Genomic DNA, 19,025 nt, shown 5'->3' with positions numbered 1-19,025 from the left:
GGTCGCGGGGTCGCGGGGGTCGCGGGGTCGCGGGGTCGCGGGGGTCGCGGGGTCGCGGGGTCGCGGGGGTCGCGGGGTCGCGGGGTCGCGGGGGTGTTACTTGTAGAAGTGCTCGTCGGGATCTGTGGACTGGAATCGTGGCCGCTGTCGTGCTGGGGACCCGCTTGTCGTCTTGCGTGTGAGCTCGGTTCGCGACCGGTGGGTCGCAGATGTAGACGTGTTCGGCGGGGCGGGATTCGACAGAATTGGGTTTTCCTGTAGCGCCCGGCCGGGCCCACCCGGCGGGGCTCGAACTGCTCCTGCATGAAGTCGGCTGCGTCCGGGTAGTCGGCGGACCGCCTCCATCGATAAATTTCGTCGCGTCGACACTCGGCACGCGGGTGCTCCGATCCGGTGATCGCTTCGGGGTGGCGCCAGGCGGTCGGATGCACTTCTCCGTTCGTTTGGGACGGGGCCGGTCGGCGCGGTCGGATGCACACTGCCGGTTTCACGTGAAACGGGATTGTTGGGTGCGCCTGGCTGTCGGTGGAGGCCGGTGGTTGCAGTGAGTCCGCCGCGCGGTGTCGCCGTCAACGCGGTCTCCTGACAGGTCGGTGTGTTCGATGTGGTCCGGCAGCTGCACGAGGGTGGCCTGCGCGAACCGGTGGCCCGATGCCGCTGTCGCCGATCATGCACGCCATGCTTTGCCGCGGCCACTGCATCCGGGAGGTCGGCCGGTCGGTGACGCGATTCGTCTATGCCCTCGAACGCGCAGAATCTCCTGCACGGCTCGCAGCGAGTACCGACTTTGCGGAGGGTCGGATGCGTCAGTGAACATGGGTTGATGCTCCTGCCCGCGCCGCCAACGGCCGTGGCCCGGCAGGATCCGCGGTCTGAGTTCAGGGCGCGCGGCCGGGGATCGTTCCTCGGCGCGGTGCGGTGCACTTCCGCCGCTGGTGCGGCCCGCCTCGCCGTTTGGTGCGGCCCGCCTCACCGTTTAATTGTGGTCGTACCCCGTTTGGTGTGGTCGTACCCCGTTTGGTGTGTTCCTGCTCGGTGCGATCGGCTCCAGGCCTGACGCGGACGTCCGACCGGACCGATTCCCAGCTCCGGTGCGAACCGATTCCCTGCGGGGCGAGCGCTTGCACCCTGATCCCGTTTCTCAATCACCTCAGCGAACAACGCCTGGAACCGCCTCTTCACCGCCCACGCCGCCGCCATCGGGACTCTGGGCGCAAGTAGATTCGGGCGACGCGTAGAACATGGAAATCGCTCGTTCCATACTGTCCCATCGCCGCTCGGCGCCGGGCTCACCGCAAATACGGCCGTCGGCCGCGCACGCTTCGGATGATCGAGACCCGGCGAACTCCGATTAAGAGATCAGCGCTCGAGCGGTTCCACAGCTCAGGTCCACGTGGGCAGCACCCGAGAGGCGCGGGAAAGCCCGTCCGGCGCTGCGTGGCGATCATCGGCCCGGCTCCGAAAGTGCGGGTCCGTGATCGTCAGCGGCCGCGTTGTGGCCACTATGGGCGGACCGGCGCGAACAGGTTGGATGCAAGCGGATAGCTGCCGGTGGTTGGCGTTGAGACGCCGACAGATCGGTGGGTGCGGCTCGATCGGAATGGTTGAGGAAGCGCGGGCCCGGTGTTTGCGGAACGAGGAAGACGGCATCGTTTCGATGAGAACCGGGTTCCGCAGGCGGTACTTCACCGCAACAAGCGACATCGACGGAGTAGTGCCAACCGATTCGCGCCTGTCCGGTACCAGCCCTGTCAGGGCGGTTGAGCCAGGCCGGTCTGGTGATGCCCGACCGAGCGATGCCCGACCGACCGATGCCCGACTGACCGAGTCTTGCCGGAGCAGTGGTGGGTGATGCTGATGCCGAGCGAGCACCGGTAGGTGATCGATGGCGGTCGAGTCCGTCTCCGGGGGTAGTGCCGGCACAGCCCCGGGCCGGCGGTCCGCCACGCGGGGCTACCGGGAATCGGCTCGCTCGTGACCAGTCCACTCGGGTACGGGTCACGGCAACCAGTCCTCCTAGGCTCCCGGGCGAGCCGTACCCGGCGAGTCACGCCCGGCGCACCACGGCAACGTCTGATTTCCGAATGCCTGGACCACCTATCGTGTCGAAGATGCCTCCGGCGGACATCAGTGGGTATAGGTCCTACCTACCCGCCGAACCGTCACTGTGACAACCCGATTCGCTGCTACGTCTTCGCAGCAGAAGTTTCACTCAACGCGCCGCCCGTCGAGGCGGGTCGACCACCGGTCTCTGATCGCGCCCGCAAGTCCGGAAGTGAGTGCGGAAGAGGCTGTGCGGTTGGGTTCGGAAGGGTTGTCGGTGTCGGCTTCCCCGATGGCCGGTTCCACCGCGGCGCATCCGCCGAACGATGCCACACCCGGTCCATGTTTCCCGTGAAACATCGCGATCGGACTCGTTCGTTTCCGTCGTCATGCGCCGGAATACGGAAAGTTGTGTGTGTCGTGGGCGCGTCGCAGCGATTCAGCTTTCTAATCACGCCTGCGACTGGCAAGCTATTGAGCGTCGGGCGTGAGCGTCGGTGCCACGTAGGAATCTTGGTGTTGCAGCGGCGAAAGCTCCGCTCGGTCGACTGGCGACTGAGCGTCAGCGTCGGAGGAGGTAGCTTCGCGTGACCGTGCATCATAGCGAAGCCGTCCGGTCCGAGCGCAGATGCCGAGGTTGTCGTCGTGGAGCATGATTCGAACCAGTACGGCTTGTTTCGACGACACGGCGCCGGCGTCCGTCAGGCCACGTGACTTGCAGTTCTCGCGTTAGGAGCGGTCTATGTCGAACGGTTCAGCGAATGTTTCACGGGAAACATCACGCGTACCGGGAATGCTGGACAACAGCAATATCGGCCCGGAAACCCTCGGGAGTACGCCATACGGGCACATCTCCCCCACCGAGACGCCGATTGCTGCCGAGGCGCACCGCGCGAGCCAGCTAATGCATCCAGGAAAGGTGACAGTGCCGAAACCGCATGAGCAACGCATCATCACCGTGGCCAACCAGAAGGGCGGGGTGGGTAAGACCACTACGACGGTGAATCTGGCCGCAGCTCTGGCGCACCATGGGATGAAGGTGCTCGTAATCGATCTCGATCCGCAGGGTAACGCCAGTACCGCGCTGGGGGTCGAGCATCATTCGGGTATTCCGTCCACATACGAACTGCTGATCGGTGAGATCAAGGTTCAGGATGCCATCCAGAAGAGCCCGCACAGCGATAATCTCCTCTGCATTCCGGCGACGATCGATCTGGCCGGAGCCGAGATCGAACTGGTTTCCATGGTGGCCCGCGAAGCACGGCTCAAGGGAGCTATTCAGGAAGCCAATATCGCCGGCTACGACATCGACTACGTCCTGATCGATTGCCCGCCTTCGCTCGGCCTGCTCACCATCAACGCGATGGTCGCGGCGCGCGAAGTCCTGATCCCGATCCAGTGCGAGTACTACGCGCTGGAAGGTGTGGGTCAGTTGATCCGGAATATCGGCCTGGTGCAGTCGCATCTCAACCCCGACCTCCATGTCTCGACGGTAGTGCTCACGATGTACGACGGGCGCACCAAGCTGGCGGACCAGGTCGCCGAGGAGGTGCGCAGTCACTTCGGCGATGTTGTGCTGCGCTCGGTAATCCCGCGCAGTGTCAAGGTCTCCGAGGCGCCCGGATACGGGATGACGGTCCTGGATTATGATCCGGGCTCCCGCGGTGCCTTGAGCTATCTGGATGCCGGCCGGGAGCTCGCCGCACGCGGTGCGGTGAAGTACGCCGCGGCGGCGGATGGCGCGGAGTGAATGGATCGAGCGAGTGTGATCGGGCGTGGTTGTGGACGCGGGCAAGGGAAAGGGTAGGCCGGTGAGTCAGTCGAAAAAGGGTGGGCTGGGACGCGGTCTGGCGGCATTGATCCCGACGGGACCGGCGCCGGTCGCCGCGGGTCTGGGGACCGAGGCGGCCAATGCGGTGATCGGACTGGATCCCGGGCCTCGCCCCGCATCCACCTATCTTCATCAGGTACCGGAGCCCGTCGAGGTTGCGGAGCTGGCTTCGGCCGGCGACGCGGTCTATCGGGAGATAGCACCGGACAAGATCGAGGCGAATCCCAAGCAGCCGCGTCAGTATTTCGACGACGAGGCCCTCGCGGAACTCGTCCACTCGGTCCGGGAATTCGGGCTGATGCAGCCTATCGTGGTCCGGGAAATCGAATCGGGCAGTGGCCGCTATCAGCTCATCATGGGCGAGCGGCGCTGGCGCGCCTGCCAGCAGGCGGGCCTGGAAACCATCCCGGCCATCGTTCGTGAGACCAACGACGATGCCATGCTCCGGGACGCGCTGCTGGAGAATATCCACCGCGTGCAACTGAACCCGCTCGAAGAGGCAGCGGCCTACCAGCAGCTGCTCGAGGAGTTCGGGGTCACCCAGGAGGAACTGGCGACCCGGCTCGGCCGGTCCCGGCCCGTGGTGACCAATATGATCCGGCTGCTGAAACTACCTATTCCGGTGCAGCGCCGAGTCGCGGCCGGCGTGCTCTCCGCCGGGCATGCGCGGGCTCTGCTCGGTCTCGAGGGTGGCGCCGACGCACAAGAAGTGCTCGCCGCCCGGATCGTCGCCGAAGGATTGTCGGTGCGCTCCACCGAAGAAGCGGTGAAGCTGGCGAACCGGGAAGAGGAGCCGCCCAAGCCGCCAGCACCGAAGCGGCCGCCGATCCACTCCCCCGGACTACAGGATGTGGCCGACCGCTTGTCGACATCGTTCGACACCAAGGTTTCGGTGAGTCTCGGTAAACGAAAAGGCAAGATCGTGGTCGAGTTCGGATCGGTGGATGATCTGGAACGAATCGTCGAGCTGATGATGCAGACAGCAGTCGAAAACTGAAATTTTGCCGTTGTCGGCCGCGCAACCTCCCCCTCGGAGCTGAAACGTCACTGTGACAGTATCTGGTCGGAGGGGCGGAGCGCGGCTACAGGGATTAATCGAAGATCACGGTGACGCGAAATGAGGCGGGTTCGCTTGATCGCATATTCTGGCTGTCGAGAAAACTATGATGCGGCGTGAGCGTAGACGAATCGGATAGCTGGAGGCTGAGCAGAGCGGTGTCGACCAGCGTCACAGGACTAACCCTGGAGAGCATCAGCCGGCTACCGGCTCATGCCCGCCGCTGTGTGTTCTGGGAAATGGATCCCGCGGTGGCCGCGGATTCGTGCGGATTCAGCGATCCGGTATTCGAGAAGGAAGCCTGGATCTCGACGGTCATGCTCGAATGGGGTTCCTGCGGGCAATTGGCGACCATCGACGACAAGACCGTCGGGTGTGCCATCTACGCGCCGCCCCGCGTCGTGCCGCGTGCCGGCCTCTTCCCCACCTCCCCTGTGAGCCCCGATGCGGTACTGCTCACCACCCTCGGCACGGAGTACCCCGACCTGGACGGCGATATCGCCTACCGGCTGGTGCAGGGCGTCGTGACCGATCTGGTGCGGCGCGGTGTGCGTGCCCTGGAGGCATTCGGTATACGCGGGACCCCGCCCAGCACCGCCCTGTCCGATCGGCCCACCGGGACCATGCGCCTGATGGAGCGGATCGGCGCACCCGATCGCGGTACGCGCGGATCCAGCCTGGACTGTAGCCCCCAGAACTGCATGATCGAATCCGACTTCCTGGAGGAGGTCGGATTCGAGGTGGTGGCGCCGCACCATCGTTTCCCGCGGTTGCGGCTCGAACTCGACTCCGACCACGGTTGGAAGGAAGACGTCGAGCACGCCCTCGATCAGCTGCTGGCCGCCGCGTCGATGACCGTGCCGACCCGGGTCCTCACGCTGTAGCAGCCGCGCGCAGCCGGGGAACTCGCTATCCGCTGTCGGCGGCGGCGAGTTCTTCGGCCAGCAACTCGGCGAAAGTGTATGTGCCGGTGGGCTGATCGTCCTGCCCGAGCAGGTAGAGGCGCTTCACCGAGATCAGGATCGCCTCCGCGATGACGTCGCGCATCCGGGGGCTGGCCAGTACCGAGGCATCGTACTGATTGGTGACGTAGCCGAGGTCGACCTGCACGGTCGGCATCTTGGTCAGACGCAGCAGATCCCAGGTACGCGGATGGGTCCGGCAATCCTGCAGAGAGGTCCGGGCCACCACTTCACGCTGGATGAACCCGGCCAGCACCTGGCCGATCATGGAGACCGACCCATGCGAATTGCCGAAGTAGAACCCGGCGACGCCGTTGGCCATGGGGCTGGAATTGGATGCGCACCGCAGCGAGATCATCAGATCCGCGTCGAAGGCGTTGGAAGTTTCCGCGCGCTCCACGTCGGTCGGATTGCTGCCCCACGGCCGGGACAGGAAGGTTTCCATCCCGGTGGCCGCCATCCGGCCTTCCAGCCGGCTGGCCAGGTCCCACAGGACCTCCGATTCGTACACGTCTCCGAACTCGGTGGGCACCGCCCGGCCACGCTCGTCTCCGCCCAGACCCGGATCGATGACGATACGTTTACCGGTGAGCTGCGGCCCCGCCCGATGCACTACTTCCTCTTCGGCGATGCGGTGCGGATTACCGCCGGTGACCCGGGCGCCGAGCAGTTCGAGCGAACGCAGTGTGTCCGGACCGCAGATCCCGTCGGCCGACAGGCCGATCTCGCGCTGGAACGAGGTCAATCCCTCGTGGGTGTGCGGGCCGAAGAACCCGTCCACCCGGTGCACGTAGAACCCGAGATCCTGCAGCCGGCGCTGCAGCGTCGCCACATCGTCGCCGTAGAGAGGTGCGGAGAGCTGGTAGATGAGGGTGCGGGCGCCCAGACGGTATGACGCCTCTTTCAACGCCCGGTAGGTGGCGGGACCGACGACGCCGTCGACCAGCAGTCCGCGGTGCTGCTGGAACGCACGCACCGCGGAATCGAGCTGATAGTCGAAGGTGGCTTCGGTGTCTTTCCAGTATTCGCCCGCGCTATCGGTGTCCACGCCGTTGTGCGCGTGCAGGAACCCCAGACTTGCCAGGGTGCTCCGAACCTCTGCTACGGCTGGACCGCTGTCGCCGTGACGAAGTCGGTGCATGCGTGAGGGCCCTTCCTTCCGTCAATCCCGGGTACCCACTCATGCGACGGCCTACACCCTCGCACGACGGAGCGTGGTCGATTCTGTCAGACCCGGACCGGAATTCGACAATCTTGGTCAGGGCATACTACGGCGCGTCGCCGTGTCACGGCCGCCTGTTGGCGTATTCGAGACGTCAGATCACGTCTTCGAGTTCCCGCAGGAGAGCGGCCTTGCCCTTGGCTCCGACGATCTGTTTCACCGGCTTGCCACCGGCAAAAAGGATCATAGTCGGGATGCTCATCACCTGATAATCGCGGGCGGTCTCGGGATTGGCGTCGATGTCCAGTTTGGCCACCGTGAGCTTCTCGCCGTGCGACCCCGCGATCTCCTCCAGCACCGGGGCGACCATCTTGCACGGCCCGCACCAGGTGGCCCAGAAATCGACCAGTACCGGCTTCTCGCTCAGCAGCACGTCGTCGGCGAACGACTTGTCGGTGACGGTGACCGTATTGGTGCTTTCGGACATGGCTGTTCTCCTCGATCTCCCGGGCGCGACGCGCCCGCGGGGTCAGTTCGCTACGGCGACGTCGACCGGCTGGTCGGCATTGCGCAGCGTATTGCTGGTGATATCGCCCTTTTCGGCGAGCCAGCGTTCGGCGTCGATGGCGGCGCGGCAACCTGTGCCAGCGGCGGTGATCGCCTGCATATAGGTGTGGTCTACCAGATCACCGGCGGCGAAAACGCCTTCGACGGTGGTCTGGGTGCCCGGTTCGCGTACCTGCACGTATCCCTCGGCGTTCAGATCGACCTGGCCGCGGACTAGTTCGCTGCGCGGATCGTGACCGATGGCCACGAACAGTCCCGTGGCGGCGAGCTCGGAGGTGTCGCCGGTCCGAGTATCACGCAGGGTCAGCGAGGTGACGCTGGTCTCGCCGTGTACCTGCACGACTTCGGCGTTGAGGCGGAAGCGGATCTTCTCGTTGGCCTTGGCACGTTCGAGCATGATGCGGGAGGCGCGGAACTCTTCGCGCCGGTGCACCACGGTCACACTGGCGGCGAATTTGGTGAGGAAGATCGCCTCTTCCATTGCCGAGTCGCCACCGCCGACCACCACGATGTCCTGGCCCTTGAAGAAGAAACCGTCACAGGTGGCGCAGGCGCTCACACCGCGGCCGAGCAGTTCCTGCTCGCCGGGGACACCCAGGTAGCGCGCGGCCGAACCCATGGCGAGGATCACCGCGTGCGCCTCGTACACGTCCTCGCCCACGGTGACCTTCTTCACGGGGCCGCTGAGGTCGATCGCGTCCACATCTTCGGTGCGGATCTCGGCGCCGAAGCGTTTGGCCTGCTCACGCATCTGTTCCATGAGGTCGGGGCCCATGATGCCGTCGCGGAAACCGGGAAAGTTCTCGACCTCGGTGGTGGTCATCAGCGCACCGCCGAATTGAGTGCCCTCGAACACCAGCGGCTGGAGTTCGGCGCGGGCGGCGTACACGGCGGCCGTGTAACCGGCCGGTCCGGAGCCGACGATGATCAGGTCGCGAACTGGCGTGCTCATGGGACCCTTCCAGAAAAGCTAGCGGGGACGATTCGGTCAACAACAGGGTAGACGCGCTTTGTTCCCGGTAGCCCGCGCCCGGCGGGTGCCGTCGGACGCGGGCCCGGACGCAGGATCCGCCCCGCCGCGGCGTGGGCGGGGCGATGCCTAGCCGATATCGGTGGTGGCGAGGACATCGGGGTTGCCGGGGGCGCAGCCCGGGCCGACGACCAGGGCGGTGATCTGTGCTCCGTTGCGACCTCCGACCAGGATGAGGACCGCTTCGCGGCCGTGGAAATCCATATCGGCCGACCCCAGCACCGGACGGTCGATCCCGGTGGCCTCGACACAGGCGGTGAGGGCGGCGGGATCGGCGAGGCGACCGCCGGCGTCGTTGCGGCCGAGCGCGCGCAGCGCCACCACGGTATCGAGGGCGGAGCCCGGTTCGATGCTCGTGGTGGGCGGTGGAGCCGCCGTGGGGGCGGTTTCCCCGCCGGAACCGGCGACGGCGAAGAACGCGGCGCCGACGGCGACCACAAGCGCCGCCGCGGCGGCGAGCACGGCCGCGAGACGACGTTGTCTGCGGCGGGCGTCCGAGGAGACGGGTGCGGCGAGCGCCCCGTGCGCCAAAGACGTTCCAGGACCGGCCTCCTCGGGGGCCGGGGAAGCGGATGCGTGGGACGGTGGCGGGAAAACGGACGCTTTCGGTCGCGAATCACGCGGTGGTTCCGCGAATTCGGTCCGGGCCGCGCCGGTCTCGGGATCGCCTCCCGGCCGGCCCAGTGATCCGGCCAGTGCGTCCAGGCGCGCGGCGATATCACCGGGAATCGGGCGGGTGATCCGCTCGGAGGTCCCCAGGGCCGCCAGCGACCCGCGGAGCTCGTCCAGCGAGTCGAGATAACGTCTGGCTTCCGGGTCGCGCTGTACCGCGGGCCACAGGCGCGCAGCGAGCTCCGGATCGATATTTCCGGCGTGCAGATCGGCGAGCAACTCCGCCGTGAAAGGAGGTTGCGGAATGGGGCTCATGACCTGCACACCTCCAATGCTGCTGCGTCCATCTGACTCGAATACCGATTCCTGCGGCCGGTTCTTCTGTACTCCCTCGGGTACATACCGTTGGGGAGGGAAAATGTGTCACTGGTACTGACGCGGGGCGCCTACATCCGGTTCCTCTCGACGTGCAGGGAATCCAGTTCGGTCTTGAGGCGCTGCCGGGCCCGCGCACATCTGCTCTTCACCGTCCCCACCGGGACGCCGAGCAGTTCCGCGGCATCCGCGACGCTATAGCCTTCCACGTCGACCGCCACGACCGCGGCCCGCTGGTCCGGCGGAAGTAGGAAGAGCGCACGTTCGAGCACCAGCGAGATATCGACCCGGCTGTAGTCGTCGGAGTCGTCGGAGATCTCGGGCCAGACCTCCGGAGCCAGGTACAGCGTGGGACGCGCGCGGTTGCGGCGGATCCGGTCGAGGCAGGCATTCACGACGATCCGGTGCAACCAGGTGCGCACCCCGGATTCCGCCCGGAAGGAACCCGCGTTGCGGTGCGCGGACAGCAGTGCCTCCTGGAGGGCGTCGGCCGCATCCTCGGGGGTGTAGCAGACTCGTACGGCGGTCTGCCACAGATGATCGTTGTGCCTGCGGATCAGTTCGGCGAAAGCATGCGGTGCGCCGTTCGCATGGGCGCGCAGCAGCTCTGTATCGGTTGTCGTATCCAGCTGGGATTCCCCTGTTCCCCCCGCGGCGGCTCGTGTCCCGGCACGACCCCCCGCGTTCACTTCGGACGCCAATAGCCAACCCCTTGGACAGCGCTCACGGCAGCAACGACGGCCGGTGATCCGGTACCGACAACCACTGCGGTGGGCAGCGTGCGGAATCGAACCCCTGATCCCGCCGGGCTCCCTGCTGAGAGCGCGGATCGCGATCATATCCCGGCAATCGATTCGGCGGCAACCGATCTCGGCCCGCACGCGTACCGTACGGGCTGCTCGGAACGCGCCGGTCAGGGTTTGGCTTCGAACCCGAGTTCGGCGATGGAACTCTGGAACTGCGCCCCCGAATTACCCAGTCCGGTAACCCAGATGAGTACGTAGCGCGCCGATTGATCGGTCCGGATCGGGACCTCGGTCACCCCGTCGCTCAGCACGGCCGTGCCGACGAGCTGGGTCTGGTCGAGGGTGGCCGCCTCGGTGGGCGAGGTGCGGATCTCGACATTGGTGCCGGGGGTGGACGAGGTGATCGAAACTTTGGTCAGCGTCGCGGGGCTGGGCAGTGTGGCCAGTAGTCCGACGCCCTTCTTCAGCGCGGGGAACTGCTGGAAATACTGGTCGGTGCGCCAGGCGGTGGCCGGATCGCCATCGGTGGTGGCGGCGGCGCCGGACGGATCGTCGGGGGTGCCCTCCGGGGAGAACACGACCACTCCGCTGGCCGGCACCGGCACCCCGTCGGCCGCGGTGGGCGCCGACGGGGTGCCCGCCGGCGTCTCGGAGGCATCCGGCGCACGGCTGGTGGTGAGCCCGATGACCTTCTGTTCGTTGAGCGGCTCGCTGGAGTCGCCCGGGGCGAAAACGCTGACCAGCCACCAGATGACGATGCCGACGACGAGGGCGGTGAGAATGCCCAGGGCCACCATGATCCACATCATCCGCTGCGATTTCTCACGTTCGGCGGCGAGCAGTTCGGGATCGGCCAGCGATTCGTCGGCCGGCGCCGGGGCGCGCTGCCCGAGCCGCAGCACCGGGATGAAATCGGTCTTCTGGTCCACCACCGACGCCTGCTCCAGCACATGCTGGATGGTGGCGGCGGTTCGGACGCCTTTGTCGGGTTCCAGCGACCGCACCGCCACCGCGGAGATCTCGAACGGGACCTCGGGCCGGATCTGGCGGGGTTCCACCGGCGTGCCGTCGGGACCGAAATCGGCCGGGTGCAGTCCGCCGACCGTCGCGGCATTACCGCTCGTTCCGCCCTGGCGCAGCGGCCAGCGGGCGGTCATGAGGGCGTACAGCATGGCGCCCAGGCCACGGACATCGCTCTGCGGATCCGCGTCACCCAGGGTGCCGGGGAAGGCCAGCACCGCATCACCGGACGCGCTGATGCGGATACGGTCCGGATGGTCGATGGACAGCGCTCCGCCGCTGCGGTGGGCCATTTCGGTGGCCGAGGCGAGGACGCGGATGGCGCGCGCGGCACCGATCGGCGACGGGACGGTTTCGGCCATCTCGCGCAGCGACCGGCCCGGGGTCCATTCGGCGACCACGATGCCGCCGGAACTACCGCGCACCACGTCCAGCACCCGGGCCAATCCCGGAGAGTTGATCCGGCCCAGCCGCAGGGTTCGCGACAGGATCGCCTGCGGGCCGTCCTGTCCGGAATTACCGGCGGCCTTCTGATCGGCGTCGACGAAGGTCAGCGCGACCTCACGGTCGAGTTTGATATCGAGTGCCTGCCAGAACCGCAGCCCGCGCGCACCACCGTGCCCGGCCAGCAGCCGGTAACGGCCACCGGCGACCGAGGCGCCGGGGATGAGCTCGGGTCCACGCTGCACCCGGCTGGACCGGGTCATCGGCGGAACCGGGATCATGCCGGTGTCGTAGACCGGGTCGGTGGCCGAGACCGTCGCACCGGTCTGGTGCAACTGCTCCTCCGACAGGTGTTCGCCGGGCTCTTCCGGTTCGTATCCGTCGTCCGATCCGTCCGCGAAGCGCGCGGTTTCGTCGTCGTCGGGGTAGGCCCCCGATTCCGACCGCTGCTCCGCCGGGTACGCCGGATCGTGCGCGGACGGTCCACCGACCCCGCGCCGGGTGTGCGGGTCGCCCGGTGCCGACTGCTCCGGGGGAACATCGGTGGACAGGCGACCGCTCGCCGGATTCGAGGAAGAATCGGCGGCTGGGCGCTCGCCCACCGCGTCGTCGCTCACCCTCGGACCTCCTTCGCCCTGGTATGCCGCAACTTCAGCGGTCCTGCCTCTTGTGCTCGTCTGCCGAACAGGGTACGGGAACTGGCCGGAGCCGGTGCGCTCAACCGAGTCCGGCCGGATCACCGGCAGCACCATGGTGCTCTGCGCGTCCATGGCCGAGTCGAAGCCGGAGTACGCCAGGTACGGATCCGGCCGGTGCAGAACGCGAGTGGCGTACTCCTCCTCGGCGGGTCCGAGGTCGATCTCGGGGGCCGGCGGGGTGATGCCGAGACGGCGCGAGACGGCCACCGTGATCGCCACGACCTCGGGGATACCGGCCACGCGCATCAGCCCGAAGGCCACCGCGAACATGACGATGGCGGTGATACCCACCCGGATGAACGATCCGGGCCCGCCGAGTGATTCGGTCAGCCGGTCCAGTCCCATGACCCGGTCCGCGATGAGCATGACCGCACCGCCCGCCAGCGAGGCCAGCAGCACCCGGCTGACCGTCCGCCCGACATTGGCCATCCGCAGATCGCCCAGGCTGCGGTGCAGCAGGTAGCCGCCGATCACCGCGCCGGTGGTGAAGCCGAGGCCGGTCGCGACACCGAGCACGATCACCACCTGCTCACTGCTGTCGGCGATGAACGGGGCCAGCGCCGAGAACAGGATCTTGATGGTGGTGATTCCCAGGATGATCCAGGTGGGTGTCCACGCCTGTTCGCGGGCGTAGAACACCCGCAGATGGATCAGCACCAGTGAGTACGGGATCAGGGTGAACGCCGAGAAGCTCACCGCGGTACCGAGCCGGGAGGCGTCTTCGGCGAACCGGGCGTAGCCGAACAGCGCGTCGCCGACCTGCGGACCGGCCACCGTCAGGAAGGTGACGATGGGGATGAGCGCGATCATGGTCAGCCGGGTGGCGGCCGACAGATCGTCGACGACCGCGGGGGTGTCGTCGTTGGCGGCGTTGCGGCTCAGCCTGGGCATGATCGCGGTGAGCAGGGTGACGCCGATGACGCCGTAGGGCAACTGGAGCAGCAGCCAGGCGTTCTGGTAGATCGCCGGGCCCGCCTCGTCGGCCTGCGAGGAGATATTGTTCGCGAAGATGCCGCCGATCTGGCTGATCAGCACGTACAGGATGATCGCGGCCGCCATGGTGCCGAACTGCTTGAGGCGACTGTCCATCCCCCACAGCGGGCGCAGGTCGATGCCCTGGCGGCGGATCGCGGGTAGCAGGCTGGCCGCCTGCACGATCACGCCGAGGGTTACGCCGCAACCCAGCACCAGCAGTTTCGGATCGCTCATCCGTACGGGGTCGAGGGTGATCTCCCCCGGTGTCAGCGCGTACAGGCCCAGCACGACCAGGACCACCACATTGTTGAGCACCGGCGCCCAAGCGCCCGGTTTGAAGGCGCCGCGGGTGTTGAGGACGGCGGTGAACAACGCGGACAACCCGTAGAACAACACCGCGGGCACCAGCAGGAAGGTGAGTGCCGTGGTGAGGGCCGTGTTGACCTTGCCGTTGGCGGAGACGAAGACGTGGGTGGCCAGAATCGGTGCCGCCGCGGTGGCCAGCAGCGCGGCGGTTCCGAGAATCACCGAGGCCGCGGTGACCAGGCGCCGGATGAAGGCGGCACCGCCGTCCGGGTCTTCCTGCTCGGCCCGGACCAGCGTCGGGACCACGATCGCCGTCAGCACCGCACCCAGCACCAATTCGGCGATCATGTTCGGGATGAGGCTGGCGGAGGTGAACGAGCTGGCGATGGCCGGGCCCAGGACCGCGAGCAGCAGCAGCTGTTTACCGAAGCCGGTGATACGGCTGATCAGGGTGGCGATCGCGATCGACCCGGAATCTTTCAGCAGCTTGGCCTGGCTGTTGTCGGCCTTGTCCGCGACCGGTTTCTCCGCGACGGCGACCGCGGCCATCCGACCGGTACCCGGGTGGTCGCGCGCCGGAGCCGCGGCGACGGGAGCCGGTGCGGGCTTGGGGCCCGGTGGTACCTGGCGGAACGGCTGAGACGGCGGCGCCTGGCGCGACGCGGGCGACGGCTGCGGCGGCACGGGCCGAGTGCGCACTCGGGGCTGCGGATCCGATGCCTGCGGCCGGGCCTGTGGAGGCATCGGAGGCTGGGGTCCGGGGCGACCCGGTGGGCCACCGGCGGCCGGCGGCATCGGCCGCATCCGCTGCGCGGGGAACGGTTCCGAGGACGGGCCCGCGGTGGGGGCGCCGTCGGGGCGGGGGCGCTGCGGCGGACGCCCGTCGTCGGGTCGTCCCGGGACGGGCGGGCGGCTACCCGGCGCCGGTGATCGGCCGCCGGCCGCGGGCAGGGGGGGCCGGCCCACGGGTGGCTGCTGACGGCCACCCGGCACCGGCGGTACGCCGGCCTGTGCGGGTCCCTGGGGAGCGGAGCGCTGCTCGGGTGGGATACCCGGACGGGCAGGCGAGGGGGGCACGGACCGTTGCTCGGGGGGAACGGCCGGGCGGGCGCCCGAGGAGGGTGCGGAGCGCTGCTCGGGCGGGACGGCCGGGCGGGCGCCGGACGGTGGCGCGGACCGTTGCTCGGGCGGGACGGCCGGGCGGGCGCCGGACGGTGGCGCGGAGCGCTGGTCCGGGGGGATCGGCGGCCGGGCACCCGGCGGCGGATTCGCGGGCCGCCCGGGCGGTTGGTTCCGGGGCATGCGCGGATCCGGATGCTGTGGCCGGTTGGGGGCGTAGCGGTCCTCCCCCGGATGAGGTCCGGGGCGAGGCCCCGGGCCCGGACGGGGACCGGGTGGGACGGATCGATCCGCCGGCGTACCGGGCCGCTCGGGCCTGCGCAGTTGCGGAGGCGGCTCGCGGAACGGGCCGGGGCGGTCGCGGGTCGGTTCCGGGTCGCCGGGATGGCCGGTCATATCCGTCTCCGGGCCGGGAGCTCGAGGCACTCGCTCCCACGGTGCGCTGGGAGACCGGCGGGCTCGTGGACCGTCGGGTTGTCGACCGGGCTGCTGCCGATGAGCGGAGGATTCATCGTCGCTCATCATGCCTCCTGTATCGCCCGGACCCCGCGTGGCGGTTGTCCCCTGTGTCGCGTCGAACACATTGTCTCGACGTTCGCGCGTGACGAACGGGCGGTAATGCGTCCGACTGCGCCCCGGTACCGGGGTGAACCCGGACGGCCGGTGCGCACCCCTCCATCTTCCATGGGTCGCGGGTCCGGGTCACCCTCCCCCGGTCGCGCGCACACGGCCTACCGGCGGTCCCTCCGCCGGGCATGCGGAAATCTGCCGCTACACCCGTTCCCGGCCGCGGGCCCGCGGGTGCGTCGCCTCCCGGGCCGCCTCGCCGACCGGCGGTCCGGACCGGCCGCGCCCACGGCGACGTGCGCGGCCCAGGCGGAGGACCCGCTGCCGCAACCCGGGATCGATGCCTTTGTCCGCGGGATCGCGTTTTCCGTGGAAACGCCGCCACAACCGGCGCCCGGCCAGCAAGAACAGCAGGGCGGCCGCACACGCGGTGATGATCGCCAGGATCTGGCCGTAGGCATTGGACCGGACCGAGATCGAGGTGGCGTAGCCCAGCGGCACCCCCTCCGGGGTGCTCAGCGAGATGGGTACCACGAGTTTGCGACTGTCGCTGACCTCGGACGGGATCTGGAACGATCGGGTACCGCGCGGCGGCAGCAGCTGCTCGCCGATATCGGTGATCTTGGTTTCCGCCGGTGCGTCGATGCGGAATCTGATCCGCACCGAAACGGGTAGATCGTTGCGGGCCACCAGCAGCAGCGGACTCGACTCCGAGGCCAGCGTGTACACGCCGCCGGGCGGCAGCACCGATACGGAACGGAAGATCTCGTCGACCGTCGATGTCGCCTTCTCGATCCGGCGGGCAGCGAAGACCTCCGCCTGCGCGGTGGGGCCGCCACGCCGATCGGACAGCGACAGCGCGCGCACCAGATCGTCGCGCAGCGGATCGAGATAGGCGCGCGGGGTCGGCGCCGCCTCGGGCACCTCCACCATCGCCTGCAGCAGCTGCGAGATCCGATGCGACTGGTCGCGGGCGGGGGTGGCGAAATGGACAGGTACCGCCTCCACGGCGGCCTCCGGCAGCGGAGCCAGCTGATACGGGACCGGATCGGGCGACTGGCCGACCAGATCGTCGAAGGGCCGCGGATCGACCAGTTTGTTCTCGACCAGCAGGTCGAGCTGGCGCAGCAGCGCCGCGGCCTCGTCGCGGTTCGCTCCCCACTGCTGCGGCGGCATGATCAACTGTGACCGCGGCCGGCCCGGATCGTTCTGCAGCGCCCGCCAGGACACCGCCCCCAGCGCATCCTGCAGACGCGCGGTGCGGGAATCGTTGGTCACCGGGTACCGCGCCGATTCCGGGACATAGGCCGGGGTGGGCGGATTGGAACCCACTCCCGCAAGCGCGGCCGCCGGCCAGATGTCGAAGGTCGCCACCCGCAATGCCGGATCGGCCGTCGAGGAACCGCCGCCCGGCTGCGCCGGTGCGGCTCCCGCCGGGGTCTGTGCCGGCGTACCGGCATCCGGCCGGGCACCGTCGCCGGCGGTCTCACCGGCGGGTACCGCATCGGGGGTGTCGCCGGACTCCGGCGCTGGCGCCGGCGGCGGAACCGCACCCGGTACACCGGGCAGCCGCACCAGGTCGGGTACGGCCGCGTACGGGTCGCCGATACCTCCCTCGGGCGCTACCGCGGTGGCGGCCAGCACGGCGGTCCCGAAGCCCTGGTTCTTCAGCAGCTGCGCCGCGCCCTGCTCCAGGCTGCTGGCATCGGGCAGGCTCACACCGCGAACGGAACGGGTGTTCAGGATCGAATCGACGATCGCCGCCGGTGAATCCAGTGCCCGCGCGGTCAACGCGGGATCGGCGGCGGCCGCGAGCGCCGCGATATCGACCTGGGCGAAGGGCAACGCCACCGTGCACATCGAGGACGCCAGATTCCGCAACCGGTCCAGCCAGGCCTTCGCGGATTCGGTTCCCGAACCGGGACGCGTCGCGCCGTCCGGGTCGGACGGGCTGGCGAGCACTCGGTAATCGCTGGTCATGGCCTGCACGGTGAGCAGCAGATCGGGATCGATCGCCAAGCAGACCGCCGAGGACGGCCCGTCGGCTGCCCGGTCGTCACCGAAGACCGACTCCAAGGCGCCCACCAGCTCGTCCAACCGGCCGCCCCGGCTCACCGACGCGGCCAGCTCGTCATCGGTCAGCTCGACCTCTCGATCGAGGTCGCCGGTCTGTCCGGCCACCATCCGGGGACGGTCGGCCAGCGGCCACAGCAGGGTGGTCTGCACCGGTGGCGCGGCGGGCGTGGGCAGCGGCGGCGCGCTCCCGTCCGCGGCGGCCGGCAACCCCAGTACCGGCAGCAGGAACCGCGCATCGTCCAACCGCGCCTGGCCGCCGTAGTCCGGGGTGCCGTTCACATTCAGCAACAGTGGATACACACCCGGCTCGGTGATGTTCAGCGAAGTCCCCGAGGCGTCCCGCAGCGGGACGGTCATGGTGAACTGCTGGCGCTGTCCAGGCTCCAGCCGCACCGCGACATCCTGAAAAGGCGTCGGGAGCTCGTAGTTGACTTGATCGAGCTTCAGCGCCGTACGCAATTCGCTGGGATCGGACACCGGCCGCGCCCGCTGCACGCGCACAGCCACCTCGTCGACCCCACGGTCACCGATATTGGTGACCGTGCCCGCCACCGTGAGCACCGGTTCGCTCTGCGCGGTGACGGTGCCCGGACTCACCGAATCCAGGGACAACTTCAGGAACTGCGGCATCGACTCGTCCTCGGCCGAACCCGTGGGCTGGGCGTGAGCCGGGGATCCGAGCAGCGCGGGCAGCGCCGCCGAACCGAGGATGGTCAGGATCACGAGCATGATCCGACTCAGTCCACGCGTCATCGCTTGCCGGTCTCCATCCGGTCGATCAGGCGGTTCGCCACCTCGGCCAGCCTCCGCTCGTCGGCGTAGGCCAGCCTCGAGTTCAATTCGCTCAGCGGTACCCAGTCCACCTGGGTGACCTCGACATCCGCGTCGGACAATTCGCCACCGACCGAACGCAGCAGAAAATGATGCACCGTTTTGTGTACCCGTCGACCCTCGGTGACGAACCAGTAATCGATACTGCCCAATTCGGCGACCACGACACCCTGGATACCGGTCTCCTCGGCGACCTCCCGGATCGCCGTCTCTTCCGAGGATTCGCCTTCTTCGATATGTCCTTTGGGCAGCGACCATAGCAGCCGGCCCCGCCGGTCGGTGCGGCCGATCAAAGCGGCGCAGCGCGCTTCCGGCGGACCGTCCAACCCATCGACCACCAGCCCCCCGGCCGAAGTCTCCCGCACGGTACGCATACGGGGTTTCGCCGCACCACCGGCCGAACCACGGCGCCGCGGCTGGCGGCGTCTACTGTTCGCACGATCGGCCGGAGACACTACGCAATACTAGAGCAGTATCTTTTGGCGGCGCCTCCGGCGCCGCGGGGTGGTGGCCCCCACGGTCCATTAGATTGTGGCCCCCGGTTCAGCGGCGAACCCCCTGCCCGTCGCATGCAGAAACAGTGGGGAGGGGGGGGGAAAGAGAA

Annotated in this window: 11 protein-coding genes; 3 read left to right on the top strand and 8 right to left on the bottom strand. The window is 68.2% G+C overall.

Going from position 1 to position 19,025, the window contains the following annotated elements:
• The first annotated feature begins 2,836 nt into the window (after window positions 1-2,836).
• From ABZV91_RS29215 to ABZV91_RS29205, 3 genes are all read left to right on the top strand, one after another.
• The gene (locus ABZV91_RS29215; protein WP_355248526.1) at window positions 2,837-3,793 is read left to right on the top strand and encodes a ParA family protein; all 957 of its coding nucleotides are present in this window, start codon (window positions 2,837-2,839) and stop codon (window positions 3,791-3,793) included.
• A 61-nt stretch (window positions 3,794-3,854) separates the two neighbouring features.
• Window positions 3,855-4,871 (top strand): ParB/RepB/Spo0J family partition protein, encoded by a 1,017-nt coding sequence (locus ABZV91_RS29210; RefSeq protein ID WP_355248520.1) that lies wholly within the window; start codon window positions 3,855-3,857, stop codon window positions 4,869-4,871.
• A gap of 218 nt (window positions 4,872-5,089) precedes the next feature.
• Window positions 5,090-5,815, top strand: coding sequence for a GNAT family N-acetyltransferase (locus tag ABZV91_RS29205; RefSeq protein WP_355248517.1), 726 nt, complete (start codon window positions 5,090-5,092; stop codon window positions 5,813-5,815).
• A gap of 25 nt (window positions 5,816-5,840) precedes the next feature.
• On the opposite strand, the gene ABZV91_RS29200 is transcribed toward ABZV91_RS29205, so the two are convergent.
• From ABZV91_RS29200 to ABZV91_RS29165, 8 genes are all read right to left on the bottom strand, one after another.
• The gene (locus ABZV91_RS29200) at window positions 5,841-7,034 is read right to left on the bottom strand and encodes an N-acetylmuramoyl-L-alanine amidase (protein ID WP_355248514.1); all 1,194 of its coding nucleotides are present in this window, start codon (window positions 7,032-7,034) and stop codon (window positions 5,841-5,843) included.
• Between the two features lie 175 nt (window positions 7,035-7,209).
• Window positions 7,210-7,542: a thioredoxin gene (gene trxA / locus ABZV91_RS29195; protein WP_030524460.1), complete on the bottom strand. Its 333-nt coding sequence runs from the start codon at window positions 7,540-7,542 to the stop codon at window positions 7,210-7,212.
• Between the two features lie 42 nt (window positions 7,543-7,584).
• A complete protein-coding gene (trxB, locus tag ABZV91_RS29190) occupies window positions 7,585-8,574 on the bottom strand; it encodes a thioredoxin-disulfide reductase (RefSeq protein ID WP_355248509.1) in 990 nt (329 codons plus the stop codon).
• Window positions 8,575-8,721: 147 nt separating this feature from the next.
• Window positions 8,722-9,579 carry a hypothetical protein gene (locus ABZV91_RS29185; RefSeq protein WP_355248506.1) on the bottom strand — a complete coding sequence of 286 codons (858 nt, stop codon included), beginning with the start codon at window positions 9,577-9,579 and terminating at the stop codon, window positions 8,722-8,724.
• Window positions 9,580-9,710: 131 nt separating this feature from the next.
• Window positions 9,711-10,268 (bottom strand): RNA polymerase sigma factor SigM, encoded by a 558-nt coding sequence (gene sigM, locus ABZV91_RS29180; RefSeq protein WP_355248523.1) that lies wholly within the window; start codon window positions 10,266-10,268, stop codon window positions 9,711-9,713.
• Window positions 10,269-10,552: 284 nt separating this feature from the next.
• Window positions 10,553-14,377: a lipid II flippase MurJ gene (locus ABZV91_RS29175; RefSeq protein ID WP_355248503.1), complete on the bottom strand. Its 3,825-nt coding sequence runs from the start codon at window positions 14,375-14,377 to the stop codon at window positions 10,553-10,555.
• Window positions 14,378-15,718: 1,341 nt separating this feature from the next.
• Entirely contained in the window at window positions 15,719-18,343 is a 2,625-nt protein-coding gene (locus ABZV91_RS29170; protein WP_355248500.1) for a DUF6049 family protein, read from the bottom strand.
• Window positions 18,340-18,876, bottom strand: a complete 537-nt coding sequence (locus ABZV91_RS29165; RefSeq protein ID WP_355248497.1) for an NUDIX hydrolase — start codon at window positions 18,874-18,876, stop codon at window positions 18,340-18,342. The genes ABZV91_RS29170 and ABZV91_RS29165 overlap by 4 nt, the downstream gene beginning before the upstream one ends.
• Window positions 18,877-19,025 lie beyond the last annotated feature (149 nt).

The sequence above is a fragment of the Nocardia sp. NPDC004568 genome (assembly GCF_040609955.1).
Classification (GTDB): domain Bacteria; phylum Actinomycetota; class Actinomycetes; order Mycobacteriales; family Mycobacteriaceae; genus Nocardia.
This window is presented reverse-complemented; position numbering and strand designations above follow the sequence as displayed.